Annotated in this window: 18 protein-coding genes; 14 read left to right on the top strand and 4 right to left on the bottom strand. The window is 70.1% G+C overall.

From position 1 onward, the window contains the following. Positions 1-11: 11 nt before the first annotated feature. Complete coding sequence (gene ligD / locus AB0J78_RS11635; RefSeq protein WP_363788836.1) at positions 12-1574, bottom strand: non-homologous end-joining DNA ligase; 1563 nt, start codon at positions 1572-1574, stop codon at positions 12-14. Between the two features lie 124 nt (positions 1575-1698). Here ligD and AB0J78_RS11630 point away from each other — a divergent pair, with 124 nt between their 5' ends. From AB0J78_RS11630 to AB0J78_RS11565, 14 genes are all read left to right on the top strand, one after another. Further along, positions 1699-2217, top strand: a complete 519-nt coding sequence (locus AB0J78_RS11630; RefSeq protein WP_363788834.1) for a VOC family protein — start codon at positions 1699-1701, stop codon at positions 2215-2217. A 79-nt stretch (positions 2218-2296) separates the two neighbouring features. Next, positions 2297-3049, top strand: a complete 753-nt coding sequence (locus AB0J78_RS11625) for a lipoate--protein ligase family protein (RefSeq protein WP_363788832.1) — start codon at positions 2297-2299, stop codon at positions 3047-3049. A gap of 210 nt (positions 3050-3259) precedes the next feature. Then, entirely contained in the window at positions 3260-3502 is a 243-nt protein-coding gene (locus tag AB0J78_RS11620; RefSeq protein ID WP_363788830.1) for a Rieske (2Fe-2S) protein, read from the top strand. 155 nt (positions 3503-3657) lie between these two features. Beyond that, the gene (locus AB0J78_RS11615) at positions 3658-3858 is read left to right on the top strand and encodes a heavy-metal-associated domain-containing protein (RefSeq protein ID WP_363788828.1); all 201 of its coding nucleotides are present in this window, start codon (positions 3658-3660) and stop codon (positions 3856-3858) included. Positions 3859-3886: 28 nt separating this feature from the next. Further along, positions 3887-6115: a heavy metal translocating P-type ATPase gene (locus AB0J78_RS11610; protein ID WP_363788826.1), complete on the top strand. Its 2229-nt coding sequence runs from the start codon at positions 3887-3889 to the stop codon at positions 6113-6115. A gap of 87 nt (positions 6116-6202) precedes the next feature. Further along, on the top strand, positions 6203-6439 hold the full coding sequence (locus AB0J78_RS11605; RefSeq protein WP_363788824.1) for a hypothetical protein: 237 nt from the start codon (positions 6203-6205) through the stop codon (positions 6437-6439). Between the two features lie 137 nt (positions 6440-6576). Then, complete coding sequence (locus tag AB0J78_RS11600; protein ID WP_363788822.1) at positions 6577-6993, top strand: CBS domain-containing protein; 417 nt, start codon at positions 6577-6579, stop codon at positions 6991-6993. Position 6994: 1 nt separating this feature from the next. Next, on the top strand, positions 6995-7651 hold the full coding sequence (locus AB0J78_RS11595; protein WP_363788820.1) for a response regulator transcription factor: 657 nt from the start codon (positions 6995-6997) through the stop codon (positions 7649-7651). A 26-nt stretch (positions 7652-7677) separates the two neighbouring features. Continuing rightward, positions 7678-10824: a HAMP domain-containing protein gene (locus tag AB0J78_RS11590; RefSeq protein ID WP_363788817.1), complete on the top strand. Its 3147-nt coding sequence runs from the start codon at positions 7678-7680 to the stop codon at positions 10822-10824. Between the two features lie 152 nt (positions 10825-10976). Continuing rightward, on the top strand, positions 10977-12173 hold the full coding sequence (locus AB0J78_RS11585; RefSeq protein WP_363788815.1) for a four-carbon acid sugar kinase family protein: 1197 nt from the start codon (positions 10977-10979) through the stop codon (positions 12171-12173). After that, positions 12170-13162, top strand: a complete 993-nt coding sequence (pdxA, locus tag AB0J78_RS11580; protein WP_363788813.1) for a 4-hydroxythreonine-4-phosphate dehydrogenase PdxA — start codon at positions 12170-12172, stop codon at positions 13160-13162. Before AB0J78_RS11585 ends, pdxA begins: the two co-directional genes overlap by 4 nt. 23 nt (positions 13163-13185) lie before the next feature. Next, positions 13186-13968 (top strand): DeoR/GlpR family DNA-binding transcription regulator, encoded by a 783-nt coding sequence (locus AB0J78_RS11575; RefSeq protein WP_363788811.1) that lies wholly within the window; start codon positions 13186-13188, stop codon positions 13966-13968. Between the two features lie 209 nt (positions 13969-14177). Continuing rightward, positions 14178-15302 carry an MFS transporter gene (locus AB0J78_RS11570; protein ID WP_363788809.1) on the top strand — a complete coding sequence of 375 codons (1125 nt, stop codon included), beginning with the start codon at positions 14178-14180 and terminating at the stop codon, positions 15300-15302. A gap of 134 nt (positions 15303-15436) precedes the next feature. Then, on the top strand, positions 15437-16225 hold the full coding sequence (locus tag AB0J78_RS11565) for an endonuclease (RefSeq protein ID WP_363788807.1): 789 nt from the start codon (positions 15437-15439) through the stop codon (positions 16223-16225). Positions 16226-16447: 222 nt separating this feature from the next. On the opposite strand, the gene AB0J78_RS11560 is transcribed toward AB0J78_RS11565, so the two are convergent. The 3 genes from AB0J78_RS11560 to AB0J78_RS11550 are packed head-to-tail and all read right to left on the bottom strand — an operon-like array spanning position 16448 to position 18392. After that, a complete protein-coding gene (locus AB0J78_RS11560) occupies positions 16448-16864 on the bottom strand; it encodes a nuclear transport factor 2 family protein (RefSeq protein ID WP_363788805.1) in 417 nt (138 codons plus the stop codon). Then, positions 16861-17403 carry a PadR family transcriptional regulator gene (locus tag AB0J78_RS11555; RefSeq protein WP_363788803.1) on the bottom strand — a complete coding sequence of 181 codons (543 nt, stop codon included), beginning with the start codon at positions 17401-17403 and terminating at the stop codon, positions 16861-16863. The genes AB0J78_RS11560 and AB0J78_RS11555 overlap by 4 nt, the downstream gene beginning before the upstream one ends. A gap of 14 nt (positions 17404-17417) precedes the next feature. After that, positions 17418-18392, bottom strand: coding sequence for a nitronate monooxygenase family protein (locus AB0J78_RS11550; protein WP_363788907.1), 975 nt, complete (start codon positions 18390-18392; stop codon positions 17418-17420). Positions 18393-18419 lie beyond the last annotated feature (27 nt).

The following is an 18419-nucleotide window of genomic DNA, read 5'->3' as shown; positions in this document are numbered from 1 at the left end:
TGGGTTGGGGGTCAGACCGCAGGGAGGGGTTGGGGGTGGTTGAGGAGGTCGGCGAAGGGGTCGCCGGTGGTGGCGAGGCGGTCGAGGACGGTGCGGATGGTCCAGCGGTCCGGGGTGAGGTCGGGATCGTCGAGCTCGTCCCACTCGAGGGGCACCGAGACCGGGGCGCCGGGCCGGGGGCGGGCGCTGTAGGGGGCGACCAGCGTCTTGTTGAGGACGTTCTGCGTGTAGTCCAGCCGCGCCAGCCCGCGCCGCTCGGTCTTCGTCCACGCCCAGCTGACGAGTTCCGGGACGGTGTTGCCGACGGCGCGCGAGACCTTCTCCACCCACGCCCGGGTCTCGGCGTAGGTGTAGCGCGGCTCGATCGGAACCCAGATCTGGATGCCGCGCTGGCCGGTCACCTTCGGTTTCGCGACGACGCCCAGGTGATCCATCGCCGCCCGGTGCAGCCTGGCCAGCGTCAGCACCTCGTCGAAGCTCGTCTGCTCGCCGGGGTCGATGTCGAACAGCGCCCAGCTCGGATGCTCCACGTCGCTGGTCGGCGAGGTCCACGGGTGCAGTTCCAGCGCGGCGTAGTTGGCCAGCCAGGCGAGCGCGGCGGGGCTGTCCGGGACGATGTAGCGCTGCACGTCGTCGACGTCGGCGCCCGGGTACTCCCAGGTCGACAGCCACTCCGGGGCGTGACTCGGAGCCTGCTTGTGCCAGAAGCCGGTGGAGTCCACGCCGTTGGGGAAGCGGTGGCTGTTGAGCGCCCGTCCGGCCAGGTACGGCAGCATCACCGGCGCGATCTGAGCGTGGTAGGCGACCAGCTCGCGCTTGGTGATCGGCTCCTCGCCGTCGCGGCCCGGGAAGAGGACCTTGTCCAGGTTGGTCAGGGAGATCCGGCGGCCCTGCAGGTTCCAGGTCCCCTTGGCCCTGAGCCCTTCCAGCTCGGCGAGCTCGGAATCGGTCGGCGGCTCCCAGCTCGGGTGGAGCCGGATCTCGGCCTGGTCGGCCGGCAGGTCCCCGCGCCACATCGCATCCGGGTCGGCGGCGACCTCCTCGTTGGTGCGACCGCTCTTGACCGACCTCGGGTGCTGCTCGGGATCCCAGCCGTCCTCGGCGTGCTCGTCGCGCTTGTGCAGCAGCAGCCATTGCTTCTCGCCGCGCCGGACCAGCACGAACCGCCCGCGCAGCTTCTCGCCGTGCAGCTCGAAGTGCAGGGTGCCGGCTTCGAGGGCAGCGGCCGTGTCGTCCTCTCCCGGAGTCCAGGTGCCGCGGTCCCAGACGATCACGTCGCCGCCGCCGTACTCGCCCGCCGGGATGGTGCCCTCGAAGTCGGTGTACTCGAGCGGGTGGTCCTCGACCTGCACGGCCATCCGGCGCACCGAGGGGTCCAGCGTCGGTCCCTTGGGCACCGCCCAGCTCAGGAGCGCGCCGTCGAACTCCAGCCGCAGGTCGTAGTGCCTGCGACGGGCGCGGTGGCGCTGCACGACGAACCGGTCGCCGGTTCCGGTGGTGCCGTCGCCGCGGGGCTCGGCGGTGCGCTCGAAGTCGCGCTTCCGCCGGTAGGTCGCCAGTCGGCCTTCGTTCACGGGTTCAGCCTGACACGGGCGAGCGCAGGTCAGCGCGTCGTGAGGAGCGGCTCGCCGGAGTTCGGCCTGATCGCCGGGTCGCCGGGTTGGCATAAGATTGGTTGAAAGCGAAAGGAGTTTGACCATGCCGCAGCCGCAAGGGGCCGAGCTGGAGGCCATCCGGACCCGCCGCGACGAGCTTCGCGACCAGTACCTGATGCCGAGTGGGAAGCGTCCGGCGCCGACCGTCAAGGGCTTCCACCACGTCGCGCTGATCTGCAAGGACGTCGAGGAGACCATCCGCTTCTACCAGGAGCTGCTGGGCTTCCCGCTGGTCGAGCTGGTGGAGAACCGCGACTACGCGGGTTCCAGCCACTTCTTCTTCGACGTCGGCAACCGCAACCTCCTGGGGTTCTTCGACTTCCCCGGTCACGACCACCCGCCGTTCGAGGAGACGATCGGCGCGGTGCAGCACATCGCGCTGTCCACCGACGCCGACAACTTCGCCGCCTCCCGCGAGCGTCTCGACGAGGCCGGCATCAGCTACGTCGGCCCGGACCGGGGCATCGACGACAGCCTCTACATCCGCGACCCCAACGGGATCGGCCTGGAGTTCTACCGCGAGGAGCTCGCGGTGTTCAACGGAACGCCGCTGCTGGGCTGACGGTTCCCCGCGTCCAGCGGAGGTCGGCCGCCCGGTTTCCGCTGCGATCGCGGCGTTCTGCGCTGCGTAGACTGTCGCCGTGGAGTTGTTGCGCGGGGCGTTGGGCGTGGGCGGGGATCAAGCGCTGGAGGTGGCCACGGCGCACGCGATGCTGCGGCGGATCAGCGCGGGCGAGGCCGGAGCGGCGCTCCGGATCTACCGGCCCGAGGCGCGGGTGGTGGCCTTCGGCCGCCGGGACAGCCTGCTGCCGGGGTTCCCGGACGCCGTCGCCGCCGCGCGGGACGCCGGGTTCACGCCGGTGCTGCGGGCGCCTGGGGGACGGGCGGTCGCCTACACCGAGAACTCGCTGGTCGTCGACCACGCCGGGCCCGATCCGGGGCGGCTGGCGGGCTTGGAGGAGCGGTTCGTCGGCTACGCCGAGCTGTGGTCCGAGGTCCTCGCTCAGCACGGAATCGACGCGCAGGTCGGGGCGGTGCCGGGGGAATACTGCCCCGGCGCGCACAGCGTCAACGCCCGGGGACAGGTCAAGCTCGTCGGCACGGCGCAGCGGATGGTGCGCGGCGCGTGGCTGTTCAGCGCGGTGGCGATCCTCGACGACGCCGACGTGCTGCGACCGCTGCTCACCGAGGTCTACCGCGCCCTAGACCTGCCCTTCGACGACGACTCGGTCGGCTCCATCGCCGATGAGGCCCCCGGTCGTTTGCTGGACGGGTTCGAGGACTCGGTCATCGCCGCCTACGACCAGCGCTGCGGGCTCGATCCGGCGGCGCTGCCGGAAGAACTGCTGACCCGCGCCAAGGCGCTGGCCGAGGACCACCGCGTCACCGCGTGACGGGCAGCATCAGCATCGCCGGGCCGTTGGGCGTGCGCAGCTCCAGCGACCGGGTGTCGTTGCGTCGCACCGGTGTCGTCACCTCGAGCACGGCGGTCATCTCGGTCCCCGGCCCGGTCTCGGCGATCTCGGTGGACAGCCGCAGCAGCCCGCGCCGTCGGGGAAGTCGCTGACCCGCCGGCCTCGGTACCCGTCGGGGGTGTGGTCCCGGTGCAGGTGCCCGACGGCAGGCAGGCCATAGTGGCCAGGCCGGACGACTCCCCGGTGGTGGCCTTCGACGCCGCCTGCACGCACGAGGGCAGCCCGGTCAAGCCCGAGGTCGCGGAGTTGACGTGCCCTTGCCGCGGTTCGGTTTTCGACGCGCTGTCGGGCTCGGTGAACAAGGGCCCGGCGGCTCGCCCGCTGGCCTCGATGCCGGTCCGGGTGGAGGGCGACCAGATCGTGACCGCGTGAGTCCGCCGGTGGCTCCACGGCAGGTGGCGCTACCCCGGAGGGGTATTCTGAATTGACATCGGACCTGGCTTGAAGAGATACCCCCTGGGGGTATAGATTCGGGGTGTCGGCGCGAGGCGTCGGCGTGCAACCCGCGAACCGAGAGGGATGGACCGATGAGCGAGACGACCTACCACGTGACCGGAATGACCTGCCAGCACTGCGTGGCTTCGGTGACCGAGGAGGTCGGCGCCATCGACGGTGTGACCGACGTGAAGGTCGACCTGCCCAGCGGTGCGGTCACCGTCGTCGGCAGCGCGCTGGAGGCCGCCGTGCGCGCGGCAGTTGAAGAGGCCGGCTACGAGCTGGCCTCATGACGGACCGGACGGCGCGAAGGGAACTGGCATGACCACGGTAGAGCGCTCCGCGAACCGGACCGTCGAGCTGGCGATCACCGGCATGACCTGCGCTTCGTGCGCCAACCGGATCGAGCGCAAGCTCAACAAGCTCGACGGCGTCGCCGCCAGCGTCAACTACGCCACGGAGAAGGCGCAGGTCACCGCGCCGGACGGCCTCGACCCGCAGCGGTTGGTCGAGGTCGTCGAAGCGGCCGGTTACGGTGCCGCGCTGCCCACCGCGGAGCCGGAGCAGGAGGAACCGGCCGACGCGCTGCGGCAGCGGCTGCTCGGTTCGCTGGCCCTGTCGGCGCCGGTCGTGGTGCTCGCGATGGTGCCGGCCCTGCAGTTCACATACTGGCAGTGGATCTCGCTGGTGCTGGCCGCGCCGGTGGTGGTCTGGGGTGGCTGGCCGCTGCACCGCGCGGCCTGGCTGAACCTGCGGCACGGCGCGGCGACCATGGACACCCTGGTGTCGATGGGCACGCTCGCGGCGTTCCTCTGGTCGCTCTACGCGCTGCTGTTCGGGCACGCGGGCATGCCCGGCATGACCCACCCGTTCGCGCTGACCATCGAACGCGGCGATGCCACGAGCTCGATCTACCTGGAGGTCGCCGCCGCGGTCACCACGTTCGTGCTGGCCGGGCGCTACTTCGAGGCGGGCGCCAAGCGTCGTGCCGGAGCCGCGCTGCGGGCGCTGCTGGAACTGGGCGCCAAGGACGTGGCCGTGTTGCGCGGTGGTGCAGAGGTCCGGGTGCCCACGGCGCAGCTGGCCGTCGGCGATCGCTTCGTGGTCCGGCCCGGCGAGAAGATCGCCACAGATGGCGTGGTGGAGGAGGGCGGTTCGGCCGTTGACGCCTCGATGCTCACCGGTGAATCCGTTCCCGTCGAGGTCGGCCCGGGTGACGCGGTCGTGGGTGCGACCGTCAACGCCGGTGGCCGGCTGGTCGTGCGCGCCACCCAGATCGGGTCCGACACCCAGCTGTCGCAGATGGCGCGCATGGTCGAGGAGGCCCAGACCGGCAAGGCGCAGATCCAGCGGCTCGCCGACCGCGTGTCGGCGGTGTTCGTCCCGATCGTGATCGGCCTGGCGCTGCTGACCCTGCTGGGCTGGTTGGTCGCCGGGCAACCGGTGACGGCGGCGTTCACCGCGGCGGTGGCGGTGCTGATCATCGCCTGCCCGTGCGCGATGGGCCTGGCCACGCCGACCGCGCTGCTGGTGGGAACCGGTCGCGGCGCGCAGCTGGGGGTGCTCATCAAGGGACCGCAGGTCCTGGAGTCCACCCGTCGGATCGACACGGTCGTGCTGGACAAGACCGGAACCGTGACCACCGGGCGGATGCAGCTGCTCGACGTGCACACCGCCGAGGGCACCGGCCGCGACGAGGCGCTGCGCGTGGCCGGAGCCGTGGAGAACGCCTCCGAGCACCCCATCGCCCGCGCCATCACCACCGGCGCGCGCCACGAGGTCGGTGAGCTCCCGGAGGTCGGCGAGTTCGCCAACCTGGAAGGTCTCGGAGTCCAGGGGGTCGTCGAGGGGCGTGCGGCGCTGGCCGGTCGCGCGGCGCTGCTGGAGCAGTGGGGCCTGCACCTCGACGGACCGCTCGCGGAGTCCAAGGCGGCGGCCGAGTCCGAGGGCAAGACCGCGATCGTCGTGGCCTGGGACGGCGCGGTGCGCGCCGTGCTGGTCGTGGCCGACACGGTGAAACCGACGTCGCAGCAGGCGATCTCGCAGCTGCGCGAGCTCGGCCTGACCCCGGTCCTGCTCACCGGCGACAACGCGGCGGTGGCCGACGCGGTCGCCGCGCAGGTCGGCATCGACGAGGTCATCGCCGAGGTCATGCCCGCCGACAAGGTCGAGGTCGTCAAGCGCCTGCAGGGCGAGGGCAAGGCGGTGGCGATGGTCGGCGACGGCGTCAACGACGCCGCGGCCCTGGCGCAGGCCGACCTCGGCCTGTCCATGGGAACCGGCACCGACATCGCCATCGAGGCCGGTGACCTGACGCTGGTGCGCGGGGACCTGCGCGCCGCGGTGGACGCGATCCGGCTGTCGCGGCGCACGCTGACGACCATCCGGGGCAACATGTTCTGGGCGCTGGCCTACAACGTGGCGGCGCTGCCGCTGGCGGCGGCCGGGCTGCTCAACCCGATGATCGCCGGCGCGGCGATGGCATTCAGCTCCCTGTTCGTCGTCGGCAACAGCCTGCGCCTGCGTCGCTTCCGCACCACGGCGCGGTAACCGGCTCACCGCACAACGCCCACCCGGTCGATGATCGGGTGGGCGTTCGCGCGTGCCCCGCTTGACCAGGTGCGGTCCAATTGGGGCATGGCGGAATTCAGCACAGCAACCCTGCAACCAGGGCAGATCGAGTCCAACGACCAGGGCGAGCGCATCGGCAGGTCGACCGGTGGTCGACTGGTGCAGCTGCGCCGCCGGCGCGCCGACCGCGGCTTCGTCGTCACCGTGGACGCCGAACCGCGCTCGGAGGTTCCCGCGGAGGTGCTCACGCTCGAGTGGTCGGCGGCCAACTCCGCGTTCGACCGCTTGATGCACGAGTACTGAGTCCGGCGCACCCGGCGTCGAGGCGGGCGAGGGCTCGAACGCCGGTTTCGGATTCTGTATCCGATCACGCGGGTTTCGGTCACACGGGCCTCGGGTAGTGCGGGAACGTCCCACAAACGCAAAAGAGGAGGCCGATCATGACCACGGCTCGCGACATCATGCATCCCGGTGCGGAGTGCATCGGGGAGAACGAGACCCTCTTCAAGGCCGCGCAGATGATGCGCGATCTCGACGTCGGTTCGCTGCCGATCTGCGGGCACGACCGGCTGCACGGCATCATCACCGATCGCGACATCGTGCTCCGCTGTTGCGCGGAGGGCCGCGACCCGGCACAGGTCAAAGCGGGCGAGTTGGCGCAGGGAGCGCCACACTGGATCGATGCGCGAGCGGACGTCGACCAGGTGCTGACGATGATGGAAGAGCACAAGATCCGCCGGATGCCGGTGATATCCGACCACCGGTTGGTCGGCATGATCAGTCAGGCCGATCTCGCCCAGCACATCGGCGAAGACCAGCTCGCGCACTTTGTGGAAACGATCTGCGCCGGGAAGTGAGATGACGACACGGGTGTTCGTGGTAGATGACCACGACGTGATCAGGCGCGGCATCGCCGCGCTGGTCGATGCCGAGCAAGACTTGGAACTGGTGGGAGAAGCGGGCAGCGTGGCCGAGGCGCTGGCCTGGGTGCCGAAGCGGAACCCCCAGGTCGCGGTGCTCGACGTGCGTCTGCCCGATGGCAACGGCGTCGAGCTGTGCCGCGAGCTTCGCTCCCAGCTGCCGGAGCTGCGCTGCCTGATCCTGACCTCGTTCGACGATCACGAGGCCCTGATGGACGCGATCATGGCCGGCGCCAGCGGATTCGTGCTCAAGGGCGTGGTCAGCCAGGAGCTGGTCAGCGCCCTGCGCACGGTCGGCGCGGGCAAGTCGCTGCTGAGCCCGCAGCGGACCGAGGCCATGCTCAACTGGCTGCGCAAGGAGCAGGAGAAGGCCGACCCGCTGCGGGAGCTCACCGCCCGCGAGCGGCAAGTGCTGGAGCTCATCGGCGAGGGCATGACCAATCGCGAGATCGCCGAGCGGATGGTGCTGGCCGAGAAGACAATCAAGAACTACGTGTCGCAGATGCTGGCCAAGCTGGCGATGCGGCACCGCAGCGAGGCCGCGGTGCTGGCCACCGAACTGCGGCTGGACCGCGATTCCCGCAACAAGCACTGAGGCGCCGGAGCCCGAGGAGGGCGTCGATGTCACAACCGCCGGACCGCGACGACGCCGAACAGGTGCTGGCCCGGTTGCTGCCCGCCCTGCGGGAGCTGCGCGACGGCAACTTCCGGCGTCGCCTGGTGGTCACCGGCGACGGTGCCGCGGCGGAAGCGGCCGCGATCTACAACGAGGTGGCTGAGCGCAACCAGCGGCTGGCCGGTGAGCTGCAGCGGGTGGGGGAGTCGGTGGCGCGAGGTCAGCTGCCGGTCGCCCCGGTGGCCCTCGACGGGGACGTCGAAGGCGGGTGGGCGCTGGCGGCGGACTCGGTGAACTTCATGGCCGACAACCTCACCAGCCAGGTGCGCGACATCGCCAACGTCGCCACGGCGGTGGCGGCCGGTGATCTGACGCAGAAGATCGACGTCGACGCGCAGGGCGAGATCCTGCAGCTCAAGAACACGATCAACACCATGGTCGATCAGCTCTCGGCGTTCGCCGCCGAGGTCACGCGGGTGGCCCGCGAGGTGGGCACCGAGGGCAAGCTCGGCGGCCAGGCGCGGGTGTACGGCGTGGCGGGGATCTGGAAGGACCTCACCGACAACGTCAACATCATGGCCGACAACCTGACCAACCAGGTGCGCGGCATCGCCCAGGTGACCACGGCCGTGGCGCGCGGCGATCTGTCCAAGAAGATCGACGTCAACGCGCGCGGCGAGATCCTGGAGCTCAAGACGACGATCAACACGATGGTCGATCAGCTCTCGGCGTTCGCCGCCGAGGTCACGCGGGTGGCCCGCGAGGTGGGCACCGAGGGCAAGCTCGGCGGCCAGGCGGAGGTCGCCGACGTCTCCGGCACGTGGCGGCGGCTGACCGAGAGCGTCAACCGGCTCGCCGGGAACCTCACCACCCAGGTCCGCGCCATCGCCCAGGTCGCCACCGCGGTCACCGAGGGAGACCTGACCAGGCAGATCACCGTCGACGCCTCCGGCGAGGTCGCTGAGCTCAAGGACAACATCAACGCGATGATCAGCAACCTCAAGGAGACGACCCGCGCCAACCAGGAGCAGGACTGGCTCAAGACGAACCTGGCGCGGATCTCCGCGCTGATGCAGGGTCAGCACGACCTCGACGCGCTCGCGCAGCTGATCATGTCCGAGCTCGCGCCGCTGGTGTCGGCCCACCACGGCGCATTCTTCCTGACCCGCACCGCCGAGGACGGCCACCGCTACCTGGAGCACACCGCGGGCTACGGCAGCCCTCCGGCGCGCGAGGGCCCGCCGCTGCGGTTCGAGTTCGGGGAGTCCCTGGTGGGGCAGGCGGCCGTGGACCGCAGGTCGATCCTGGTGGAGGACGCGCCGCCGGACCACATCCACATCACCTCGGGGCTGGGCGCCTCCGCGCCGATCAGCGTGGCCATCGTGCCTGTGCTGTTCGAGGGCGCGGTGCTCGGCGTGATCGAGCTCGCCGGGATCCACCGGTTCAGCTCCGTGCACCTGGACCTGCTGGACCGGCTCAAGGAATCCATCGGCGTCGAGGTCAACACCATCGTGGTCAACACGCGCACCGAAGCGCTGCTCGGTGAATCCCAGCACCTGGCCAGCGAGTTGCAGGCCCGTTCCGAGCAGCTGCAGAACCAGCAGGACGAGCTGCAGCGCTCCAACATCGAGCTGGAGGACAAGGCCGCGCTGCTGGCCAGCCGGAACAAGGACATCGAGCTCAAGAACATCGAGATCGAGCAGGCCCGCCAGGAGCTCGAAGAACGCGCCCGCCAGCTCTCACAGGCCTCGGCCTACAAGTCGGAGTTCCTGGCCAACATGTCCCACGAGCTGCGGACACCGCTCAACAGCGTGCTGATCCTGGCCAGGCTGCTCGCCGACAACATGGACGGCAACCTCACCCCGCAGCAGGTGGACCTCGCCAAGACCGTGCACCAGGCCGGATCGGACCTGCTGCAGCTGATCAACGACGTGCTCGACCTCTCCAAGGTGGAAGCCGGGCAGATGAACCTGCTGCCCGAGGACGTCGAGCTCGGCGAGCTGGCGCGCAGCGTGGAGTCGATGTACCGGCCGGTCGCCGCGGAGAAGGGCCTGGACTTCCGGGTCGTCGTCGCGCCGTCGCTGCCGTTGAGCGTGCACACCGACCGCAGCCGGCTGGAGCAGATCGTGCGCAACCTGCTGGCCAACGCGGTGAAGTTCACCGATCGAGGCAGCGTCGAACTGCGGATCCGCCCGGCCCAGCCCACCGAGGTCAACAGCGGGGCGCTGCGCCGGGCCCGGCAGCGCATCGTGTTCTCGGTGCGCGACACCGGGATCGGCATCCCCGCCGACAAGCTGTCGCTGATCTTCGAAGCGTTCCAGCAGGTCGACGGCACCACGGTGCGCAAGTACGGCGGCACGGGCCTGGGCCTGTCGATCAGCCGGGAGCTGACGACGCTGCTCGGCGGTGAGCTGCAGGTGCGCAGCGAACCCGGCCAGGGCAGCACCTTCAGCCTCTTCCTGCCGAGCGAACCCGCTGTCGACAAGACGCCTCAGGTGTTGGAACCCGCGGGCGATGACACAGCTGTCGAGGTAGTGCCTGCGGACGACGAGACGCTCGCGATCGAGACGCCCGCGGGCGAAGCCTCCGTGGCCGAAACACCGCCGCACCCGCGGGTTCCGTCCGAGGCCGAGAGCAGCCTGGACGTCTCCGTCGAAGGCATCGATCCGCCGCTGCGCTCCAGCGAGCTGATCAACCGGGAGACGAAGCCGCACGTGCACCGCACCGCCGAGCCCGGACAGCGCGGCGCGCTGCAGTTCAACTCGGAGAAGGTGCTGGTCGTCGACGACGACGAGCGCAGCGTGCACGCCATGCGGGTGCTGCTGGAGCAGCACGGGCTGCTGGTCGTGCACGCCGACAACGCCCTGGGCGCGCTCCGGGAACTGCGCAGCCACAACGACATCGTCATCGTGCTGATGGACGTGATGATGCCGCAGCTGGACGGCAACGAGGCCATCCGCATGATCCGCGAGATGCCCCGCTACCGGGATCTGACCATCATCGCCGTGACCGCCAAGGCGATGAAGGGCGACCGCGAGCAGAGCATCGCGGCGGGCGCAACGGAGTACCTGACCAAACCGGTCGACGCCGACCGGCTCCTGGACCTGCTCTCGGAACACCTACCAGCGGGAATGGTCACCGAAGTCGACTAGCGCCCGCCGTCCGCCACATCGCGCACAACGTTGCGCACTGTGCACTCGCTGGATAGGACTATTGCGTGATTCGCGCAGCGATCTCTATGGTTAGACCAAGCCCGACGGGGGGTGCTCGTTGGGTGTTCCGGCGAGCAGAAGAGCAGGTGATCATGGGATCGCGAGTCCTGGTCGTGGCCGATGACCTCAGCGGTGCCGGTGATTCCGGAGTTCCCTTCGCGCTGCGCGAAATGCGCACTCTGCTGGCGTTGGACGACACCGGTGACGCCGAGGTGTTCGTGGCCGACACCGACAGCAGGCACATCGAACCCGATCTCGCCGCCAAGCGCGTGCACGAGGCACTGGACGGGCACGCGCAAGGCCGCGTCGTTTTCAAGAAGATCGATTCCACGCTTCGCGGCAACGTGTCCGCCGAAGTCGGTGCGATCGTCGAGCACGCCGACGGAGCGGGGGTGCTGCTGTGCCCGGCCTCGCCGGCCACCGGTCGCACCGTGCTCGGCGGAGTCGTGCACATCAACGGAATTCCGCTGCACCACACCGATTCCTGGAACACCGAACCCGACGACCCTCCGGCGGACATCGCTGCCGCGCTGGACGGGCTGAAAGTCCGCCACGTCGCCCTGGCCTCGGTGCGCGGCAAGCCCGCGCAGCTGCGCCAACGGGTCGCGCAGCTGCTCACCGAAGCCGACGTGGTCATCTGCGACGCGGTGTCGGAGAGCGACCTGCGCGCCGTGGCCACCGCGGGCTCCGCCGCGGCCGTCCCGCCGCACTGGGTGGGAGCCGCCGGCCTGGCCGACGCGCTGGCCGAACTGCTGCGCCCCGGATACGACATCGAACCGCCACCTCCGGTCGACGGACCCGTGCTGGCAGTGGTGGGCAGCGCCCACCGCGTCTCCCGCCAGCAAGCCGACTACCTCGCCGAACGCTTCGGGCACACCCGTCGGCTCTCGGCGCGCGCCCTCGTCGACGCCGAGCCCGCCGCGCTCGCGCGCATCGGCGAACAGCTCCACGACGCGCTGTGCACCGGTGACGTGCTGGTCACCGTGGATGGCCCGGTGGAAGCGTGCCTGGCGCGAGAGCTCACCGCCGCGCTCGCGGAGGTGTGCGCACCGGCGACCGAACGGGCCGGGCTGCTGGTGCTCACCGGCGGCGAAACCGCCCGCGCCGTCCTCGGCAGGCGCGGGGTCAGCGGGTTACGGCTGCTCAACGAGCTCGAACCCGGTGTGGTGCTGGGCCGCACCATCGAGAAGGAGCCCGGTTACGTCATCACCAAGGCCGGCGCGTTCGGTGCGCCGGACACCCTGCACCGCGCGGTGTCCGCGGTGCGTTGCGGAAGGGCCGTCGCGTGACCTTGCCTGCCATCGCCGTCACCATGGGCGACGCCGCTGGAGTCGGTCCCGAAGTGATCGTGCGCGCGCTCGCCGAACCCGAGCTGCAGGGCCTGGCCCGCCCGGTGGTGATCGGCGATGCCGCCCGGTTGACCCGGGCCGCTGAGATCTGCGGGATCGACGTGCGCGTCAAACCGGTCTCCGGACCGGCCGAGGCCACCGAGGACCCGGACACCATCGAGGTGCTCGACCTCGGCGGCATCCCGCCGGACCTGCCCTTCGGGGAGCTCTCCGCGCTGGCCGGTGAAGGCGCCTACCGCTACGTCGCCAAGGCCGCCGAGCTGGCGATGGCAGGGCAGGTGCAGGCGATCTGCACCGCGCCGCTGAACAAGGCCGCGCTGCATTCCGCCGGGCACCGCTACCCCGGGCACACCGAACTGCTCGCCGAGCTGTGCGGTGTTCCGGAGGTGTCGATGATGCTGTCCACCGGGACGGTGCGGGTCATCCACGTGACCACGCACATCGGGCTCATCGACGCCATCGAGCGGATCGAACCCGGACTGGTCGAGCGCACCGTGCGACGCGGCCACCGCACGCTGGTGGACTCCGGCGTCGCCGCGCCCCGCATCGCGGTGTGCGGCATCAACCCGCACGCGGGGGAGAACGGCCTGTTCGGGCACGGCGAGGAAGAGGCCAAGATCGAGCCGGCGCTGGACGCCTGCCGCGCCGACGGCATCGACGCGCAGGGCCCGCTGCCGGCCGACACGGTGTTCTTCTGCGCCGGACGAGGCGATTTCGACCTGGTCGTGGCGATGTACCACGACCAGGGGCACGGGCCGGTGAAGATCCTCGGCCTGGAAGCAGGGGTGAACATCACCGTGGGGCTGCCGGTCATCCGGACCTCGGTGGATCATGGGACGGCCTTCGACATCGCGGGCACCGGAAGGGCCGAGGCGGGCAGCATGCTGGAGGCCCTGCGCCAAGCGGCGGCACTGGCCGGAAGACCTTGATCCGGTTCTGGGAGGATCGCGACGTGAGCGCGGAAGTCGAAGGACGCCTCTCGGCAGGGCAGCGCCGGGCGTTGATAGAGCGGCTGGTGACCGAGCAGGGCGCGGTCCAGGTCGAGGAGCTGGCCGCGTCGCTGGCGGTCACGCCATCGACGATCCGGCGCGACCTGCAACTGCTGACCGACCAGGGCAAGCTCGCCCGCACCTACGGCGGCGCGATGCCGGCGACCAGCGCGGAACCCTCGCTGGGGCAGCGCACGGCGCTGGCCTCGGCGGAGAAGGACCGCATCGCGGCGTGGGCGGCCGACCAGGTCTCCACCGGCGACACGCTGATCCTCGACGCCGGCACCACCACCGGGAAGCTGGCCCACCGGCTGCGCGATCGCGCCGGGCTGACGGTGATCACCAACAGCGTGATGGCGTTGACCGAGCTGGTCGACGCCGACCCGGTGCAGGTGGTGTCGCTGGCCGGCGAGCTGCGGCACATCAGCCAGGGCTTCGTCGGTCCGCTGGCGGAGCTGACGTTGTCCCGGGTGACCGCGGACAAGGCGTTCCTGGGTGCCGACGGCCTCGATTCCCGCCATGGCATCTGCGAGGCGAGTCTGCTGCAGACCCGCCTCAAGGAGCAGATGATCGCCCAGTCCCGCGAGGTCTTCATCCTCGCCGACAGCAGCAAGCTCGGCGCCAAGCCCTTCAACGCCTGGGCGCCGCTCCCGGCGACGTGGACCCTCGTCACCGACACCAACGCGGACGAGACCGACCTGGCTCCGTTCCGCTGCCTTGCCGGGGTCAGCATCATCACCGTCTGACCTCGGGTTCACGGCCCCGCCGCTCAGCGGTGGTGGTGCGCACCGGGCGGTTGTGGTCTGAACTGACGGTGGTCGATGTCTCCTTCGCCCGGTCAGTCCGGATCACAACCGCCCGCTGCCCGGGATCTCGGCCACAGTGGACTTCGCGGCCGCGTTCCCGGTGTTACCGTTCGCGCGGCTAACGACCGTCGCGGTGTGGAGGTGGCGCGGTGAACTCCCGGGTCGCGCTGTACATCGGAGGGCTGCTCGGGCCCTTCGGCGCGGGCATCGTCGCCGCGATGCTGCCGGAGCTCAGCGCCGACTTCGCCGTGACGCCGAGCGTGGCCGCGACCTCCACCACCGCCTACCTGCTGCCCTTCGCCCTGGTCATGCTCGTGTCCGGCAGCCTCGGCGAGAGGTGGGGGAGCAGCCGCACCATCCGCGTCGCCTACATCGGGTACGCCGTGGTCGCAGTGCTGGGGGCCATCGCGCCGTGGTTCTGGCTGTTCCAGGTCACCCGCGCGCTGCAGGGCGTGGCCAACGCCTTCACCACGCCGCTGCTGCTCTCCAAGATCGCCGCCGGGACACCCCGCCAACGACTCGGCCGCGCGATGGGCACCTACGGCGCGATGCAGGCCATCGGTCAGACCACCGCACCGCTGGTCGGCGGGCTCGCCGCGGAGAGCGCCTGGCAACTCGCCTTCGTCGGCGTCGCCGTCGTCGCCGCGCTGCTCGCCGTCAGCCCGCTGCCACCCGACTCCGAGCCCGCGGGCACCCGCGCGCCTGCGGCGCTGCGCGACGCCTGGACGCCGGTGGTGCTGCTCAGCGGAGGAATCGCCGGCGTCGCCTGGATGTGCTCGGCCGGACTGCCGTTCCTGGTCTCCTTCCGCCTCGACGACGCCTTCGCCCTCAGCCCTGGCGCGCGCGGCCTGGCGCTGACCGCCTACGGCGTCGCCGGAGTGCTCGGCGCCCGGCTGACCGGCAGCGCCGTCGACCGCTTCGGCGTGCGAGCCATGCTGATCACCGGCGTCCTGTCCGCAGCGGTCGCCGTCGCCGCGATCGGCCTGGTCGACTCGCTGCCCGTGGTCGTGCTCGCCTGGGCCGCCGCCGGGGTGTGCGGACAGCTGATCCTGGTCGCCGTGCACTCCACCGTGCTCGGCGGCAGCGGCGGGAGCGGGGCCATCTCGGTGGTCACCGCATGGCGCTTCCTCGGGATGTCGGCCGCACCCGCGGTCTTCACCGGGCTGTACTACCGCGACCCCGCGCTCGGATTCGGGCTCGCGGGCCTGCTGCTGGCACTGATGATTCCCGTTGTTTCCATTTGGTGGCCTCGGAGGCCCCGCGCCTCCGACTGACTTATCGCAGCTCGCAGCGGATTTCGGGCACCGAAGCGTCCATTTCACGCCATCTCGTCACCAGATTTGTGTCACCCAATGGTGATCGTTTCTGTGTCACGCTTCCCCCGACTCGACCACGGGGAGAGGGAATCATGAAGATCACCCGCTGGAAGCCATTATCGCTGCTGTGCGGAGCGGTTCTGGTGGCCGTGCCGACCGCCGCCGTCGCGGTGGCCTCGCCCGCCCAGCCCACCGCCGAGGACTACTACCAGGACGCCATCGGCAAGACCGGCCCCGAGCTGGAAGCCGCCCTGCACGGCATCATCAGCAACGGCGTGACCACCCTGAACTACGACGACGTCTGGGAAGCCCTCAAGGTCACCGACGAGGACCCCAACAACACCGGCAACGTCGTCCTGCTCTACACCGGCCGCTCCCAGGCCAAGGACACCAACGGCGGCGACGCCGACCAGTGGAACCGCGAGCACGTCTGGGCCAAGTCCCACGGTGACTTCGACACCGTGCCCGGGCCGGGCACCGACGTCCACCACCTGCGGCCCACCGACGTCACGGTCAACTCCGACCGCGGCAGCAAGGACTTCGACATGGGCGGCACCGAGTCCGCCGAAGCCCCCGGCAACTTCACCGACGACGACTCGTGGGAGCCCCGCGACGCCGTCAAGGGCGACGTCGCCCGGATGATCTTCTACATGTCCGTGCGCTACGAGGGCACCGACGGGTTCGCCGACCTCGAGGTCAACGACCAGGTCGGCAACGGCAGCGCCCCCAACATCGGCAAGCTCTCGGTCCTCAAGCAGTGGAACGAGCAGGACCCGCCGGACGCCTTCGAGCAGCGCCGCAACGAGGTCATCTTCACCGACATCCAGCACAACAGGAACCCGTTCGTGGACCACCCAGAATGGGTCGAAGAAATCTGGTGACCTCTGAGGTCGTCGGCTGCTTGATCTGCTCGGCGGTGCGGGTAGCGGAACCTGAGGCGGCCCTCCTGCTCCGGGCGCCTCGACTTATGTATGCCAATACACGGCGTCGAGGCGTCCTCACAGGAGAACCGCCTCAGAACCCGCGGCGGTGCGAGTTGCTCTGGTGGGGTGAGGAGGAAGCGACTGCGTCGCTTGCCTGACGTGCGCCATTTGAGTGCCGGCTCAGCCTGGGATGACTCCGTCTTGGACGAGGCCTCGGTAGATGGCTTCGCTGACGACCTGCAGCGAGGACATGGGCCGGATCATCACCGTGAAGGTGGTGATCCGGTCGTGGGCGTCGAGGTGGATGAGGTCGATGCCCTCGACCTGCTTGCCGTCGACGACCGTGCGGAAGTGCAGGACGTGGGCCCGGGTGCTCTCGCCGTCGGGCGTCTGCCCCTCGCCGGGGAAGTCACCGACGTAGCGGAAGTCCTCGAAAGTCCGCTGCAGCACCCGGAAGAGCGCGCGCACGGTGTCGATGCCCTCGAACGGCGTGAACTTCACCGGACTGAAGAAGCGGATGTCCTCGGTGAACTCCTCGACCGCTGCGTCGAAGTCGCCCGCTTCGATGGCTGCGCGAAAGCGTCCTGCGGCGTTCATGTTCCTCGATCCTGGTCGTCGTCGAGTGCTCGGATCGTCTCCTCGCACCACTCCAGCAGCGCCTGCTCGGTGTGGATCCCGCCGCTGAGCACCAAGTGCTGGTGCAACGCCTGGCCGGACAGCTTCGCGGTGCCGGGGAAGTCCCGCCGCTCGATCTCGCGGTAGATCGCCAGCCGCGCGGCGTGCTGGTCGCGATGCCGCGCGATCTCCTCCCGCACCTGCGCGACGTCGCCGAACGACGCGCCGCGCAGCTTGACCGTCAGGTCGTTGCGGGTGGAGGCAGGTTCAGCGATCCAGCGCGCGAGCTCCTCGCCACCGGACTCGCTGACCCGGTAGACCTTCTTGTCCGGCCGCTTCTGCTGAGCGACCTCGTCGCAGTCGACCCAGCCGAGCTCGACCATCCGCTTGAGGCTGCGGTAGATCTGCTGGTGGCTCGCCGCCCAGAAGTACCCGATCGACTTGTCGAACCGCCGCGCCAGCTCGTACCCCGAGCCCGCGCGTTCCCGCAGCGACACCAGGATCGCGTACTCCAGAGACAACGGCAGCCTCCCTCTCAGCCGGCGACGAGCTTCCCGAGCCGGTGGTGGATGAGCTCGACCGCCTCCGTGACGATGCGGTCGACCAGGTCCCCGACGGTCGGAACGTCGTTGATCAGTCCCTGGACCATACCGACGCTCCAGATGCCCAGTTCGGTGTCACCCTGCTCGTAGACCTGGCGGCCCCGGGCGCCGGCGACCAGCTCGCGGACGTCCTCGAACGCGCCGCCGTCGTCGAGCTTGGCGACGACCTCGCGGCTGACCGAGTTGCTGGCCACCCGCGCGGTGTTGCGCAACGGGCGGAAGATCAGCTCGGTGTCTCGCTCGTCCGCCTCGGTGATGCGCTTCTTGACGTCGTCGTGGATCGGCGACTCCTGGGTGCACATGAAGCGGGTGCCCATGTTGACCCCGTCCGCGCCGAGGGTCAGCGCCGCGACCAGGCCGCGGGCGTCGGCGAAGCCTCCGGAGGCGATGATCGGGATGTTGAGCTCGTCGGCGGCCCGGGGGATGAGCACCAGGCCTGGGATGTCGTCCTCGCCCGGGTGCCCGGCGCACTCGAAGCCGTCGATGCTCACGCCATCCACGCCCAGCTGCTGGGCCTTGAGCGCGTGCCGCACGCTCGTGCACTTGTGCAGGACCTTCACCCCGGCGGGCTTGAAGGCCGCGACCTGGTCGGCCGGGTTGGACCCAGCGGTCTCCACGATCGTGATGCCGGATTCGATGATCGCCTGCCGGTACTCCGCGTAGGGCGGTGGCGTGATCGCGGGCAGGATCGTCAGGTTGACGCCGAAGGGCTTGTCGGTCAGGTCGCGGCAGCGCGCGATCTCCTTGACCAGAGCTTCCGGCGTGGGCTGGGTCAGCGCGGTGATCATGCCCAGAGCGCCGGCGTTGGCGACCGCAGCCACCAGCTCGGCGCGGCCGACCCATTGCATGCCGCCTTGCACGATGGGGTGCTCGACGCCGAACTCCTCGGTGAACCTGGTCCGCAGCACGATGCTCACTGCCCTTCTGAAAATCAA

Source organism: Saccharopolyspora sp. NPDC049426, from assembly GCF_040676935.1.
Classification (GTDB): domain Bacteria; phylum Actinomycetota; class Actinomycetes; order Mycobacteriales; family Pseudonocardiaceae; genus Saccharopolyspora.
This window is presented reverse-complemented; position numbering and strand designations above follow the sequence as displayed.

What these genes read in the sequence shown, in the direction of transcription:
- AB0J78_RS11630 (WP_363788834.1), top strand. Translation starts at nt 1,699, where the DNA reads ATGCCGCAGCCGCAAGGGGCCGAGCTGGAGGCCATCCGGACCCGCCGC.
- AB0J78_RS11615 (WP_363788828.1), top strand. Translation starts at nt 3,658, where the DNA reads ATGAGCGAGACGACCTACCACGTGACCGGAATGACCTGCCAGCACTGC.
- AB0J78_RS11610 (WP_363788826.1), top strand. Translation starts at nt 3,887, where the DNA reads ATGACCACGGTAGAGCGCTCCGCGAACCGGACCGTCGAGCTGGCGATC.
- AB0J78_RS11605 (WP_363788824.1), top strand. Translation starts at nt 6,203, where the DNA reads ATGGCGGAATTCAGCACAGCAACCCTGCAACCAGGGCAGATCGAGTCC.
- AB0J78_RS11600 (WP_363788822.1), top strand. Translation starts at nt 6,577, where the DNA reads ATGACCACGGCTCGCGACATCATGCATCCCGGTGCGGAGTGCATCGGG.
- AB0J78_RS11595 (WP_363788820.1), top strand. Translation starts at nt 6,995, where the DNA reads ATGACGACACGGGTGTTCGTGGTAGATGACCACGACGTGATCAGGCGC.
- AB0J78_RS11590 (WP_363788817.1), top strand. Translation starts at nt 7,678, where the DNA reads ATGTCACAACCGCCGGACCGCGACGACGCCGAACAGGTGCTGGCCCGG.
- AB0J78_RS11585 (WP_363788815.1), top strand. Translation starts at nt 10,977, where the DNA reads ATGGGATCGCGAGTCCTGGTCGTGGCCGATGACCTCAGCGGTGCCGGT.
- AB0J78_RS11565 (WP_363788807.1), top strand. Translation starts at nt 15,437, where the DNA reads ATGAAGATCACCCGCTGGAAGCCATTATCGCTGCTGTGCGGAGCGGTT.
- AB0J78_RS11560 (WP_363788805.1), bottom strand. Translation starts at nt 16,864, where the DNA reads ATGAACGCCGCAGGACGCTTTCGCGCAGCCATCGAAGCGGGCGACTTC.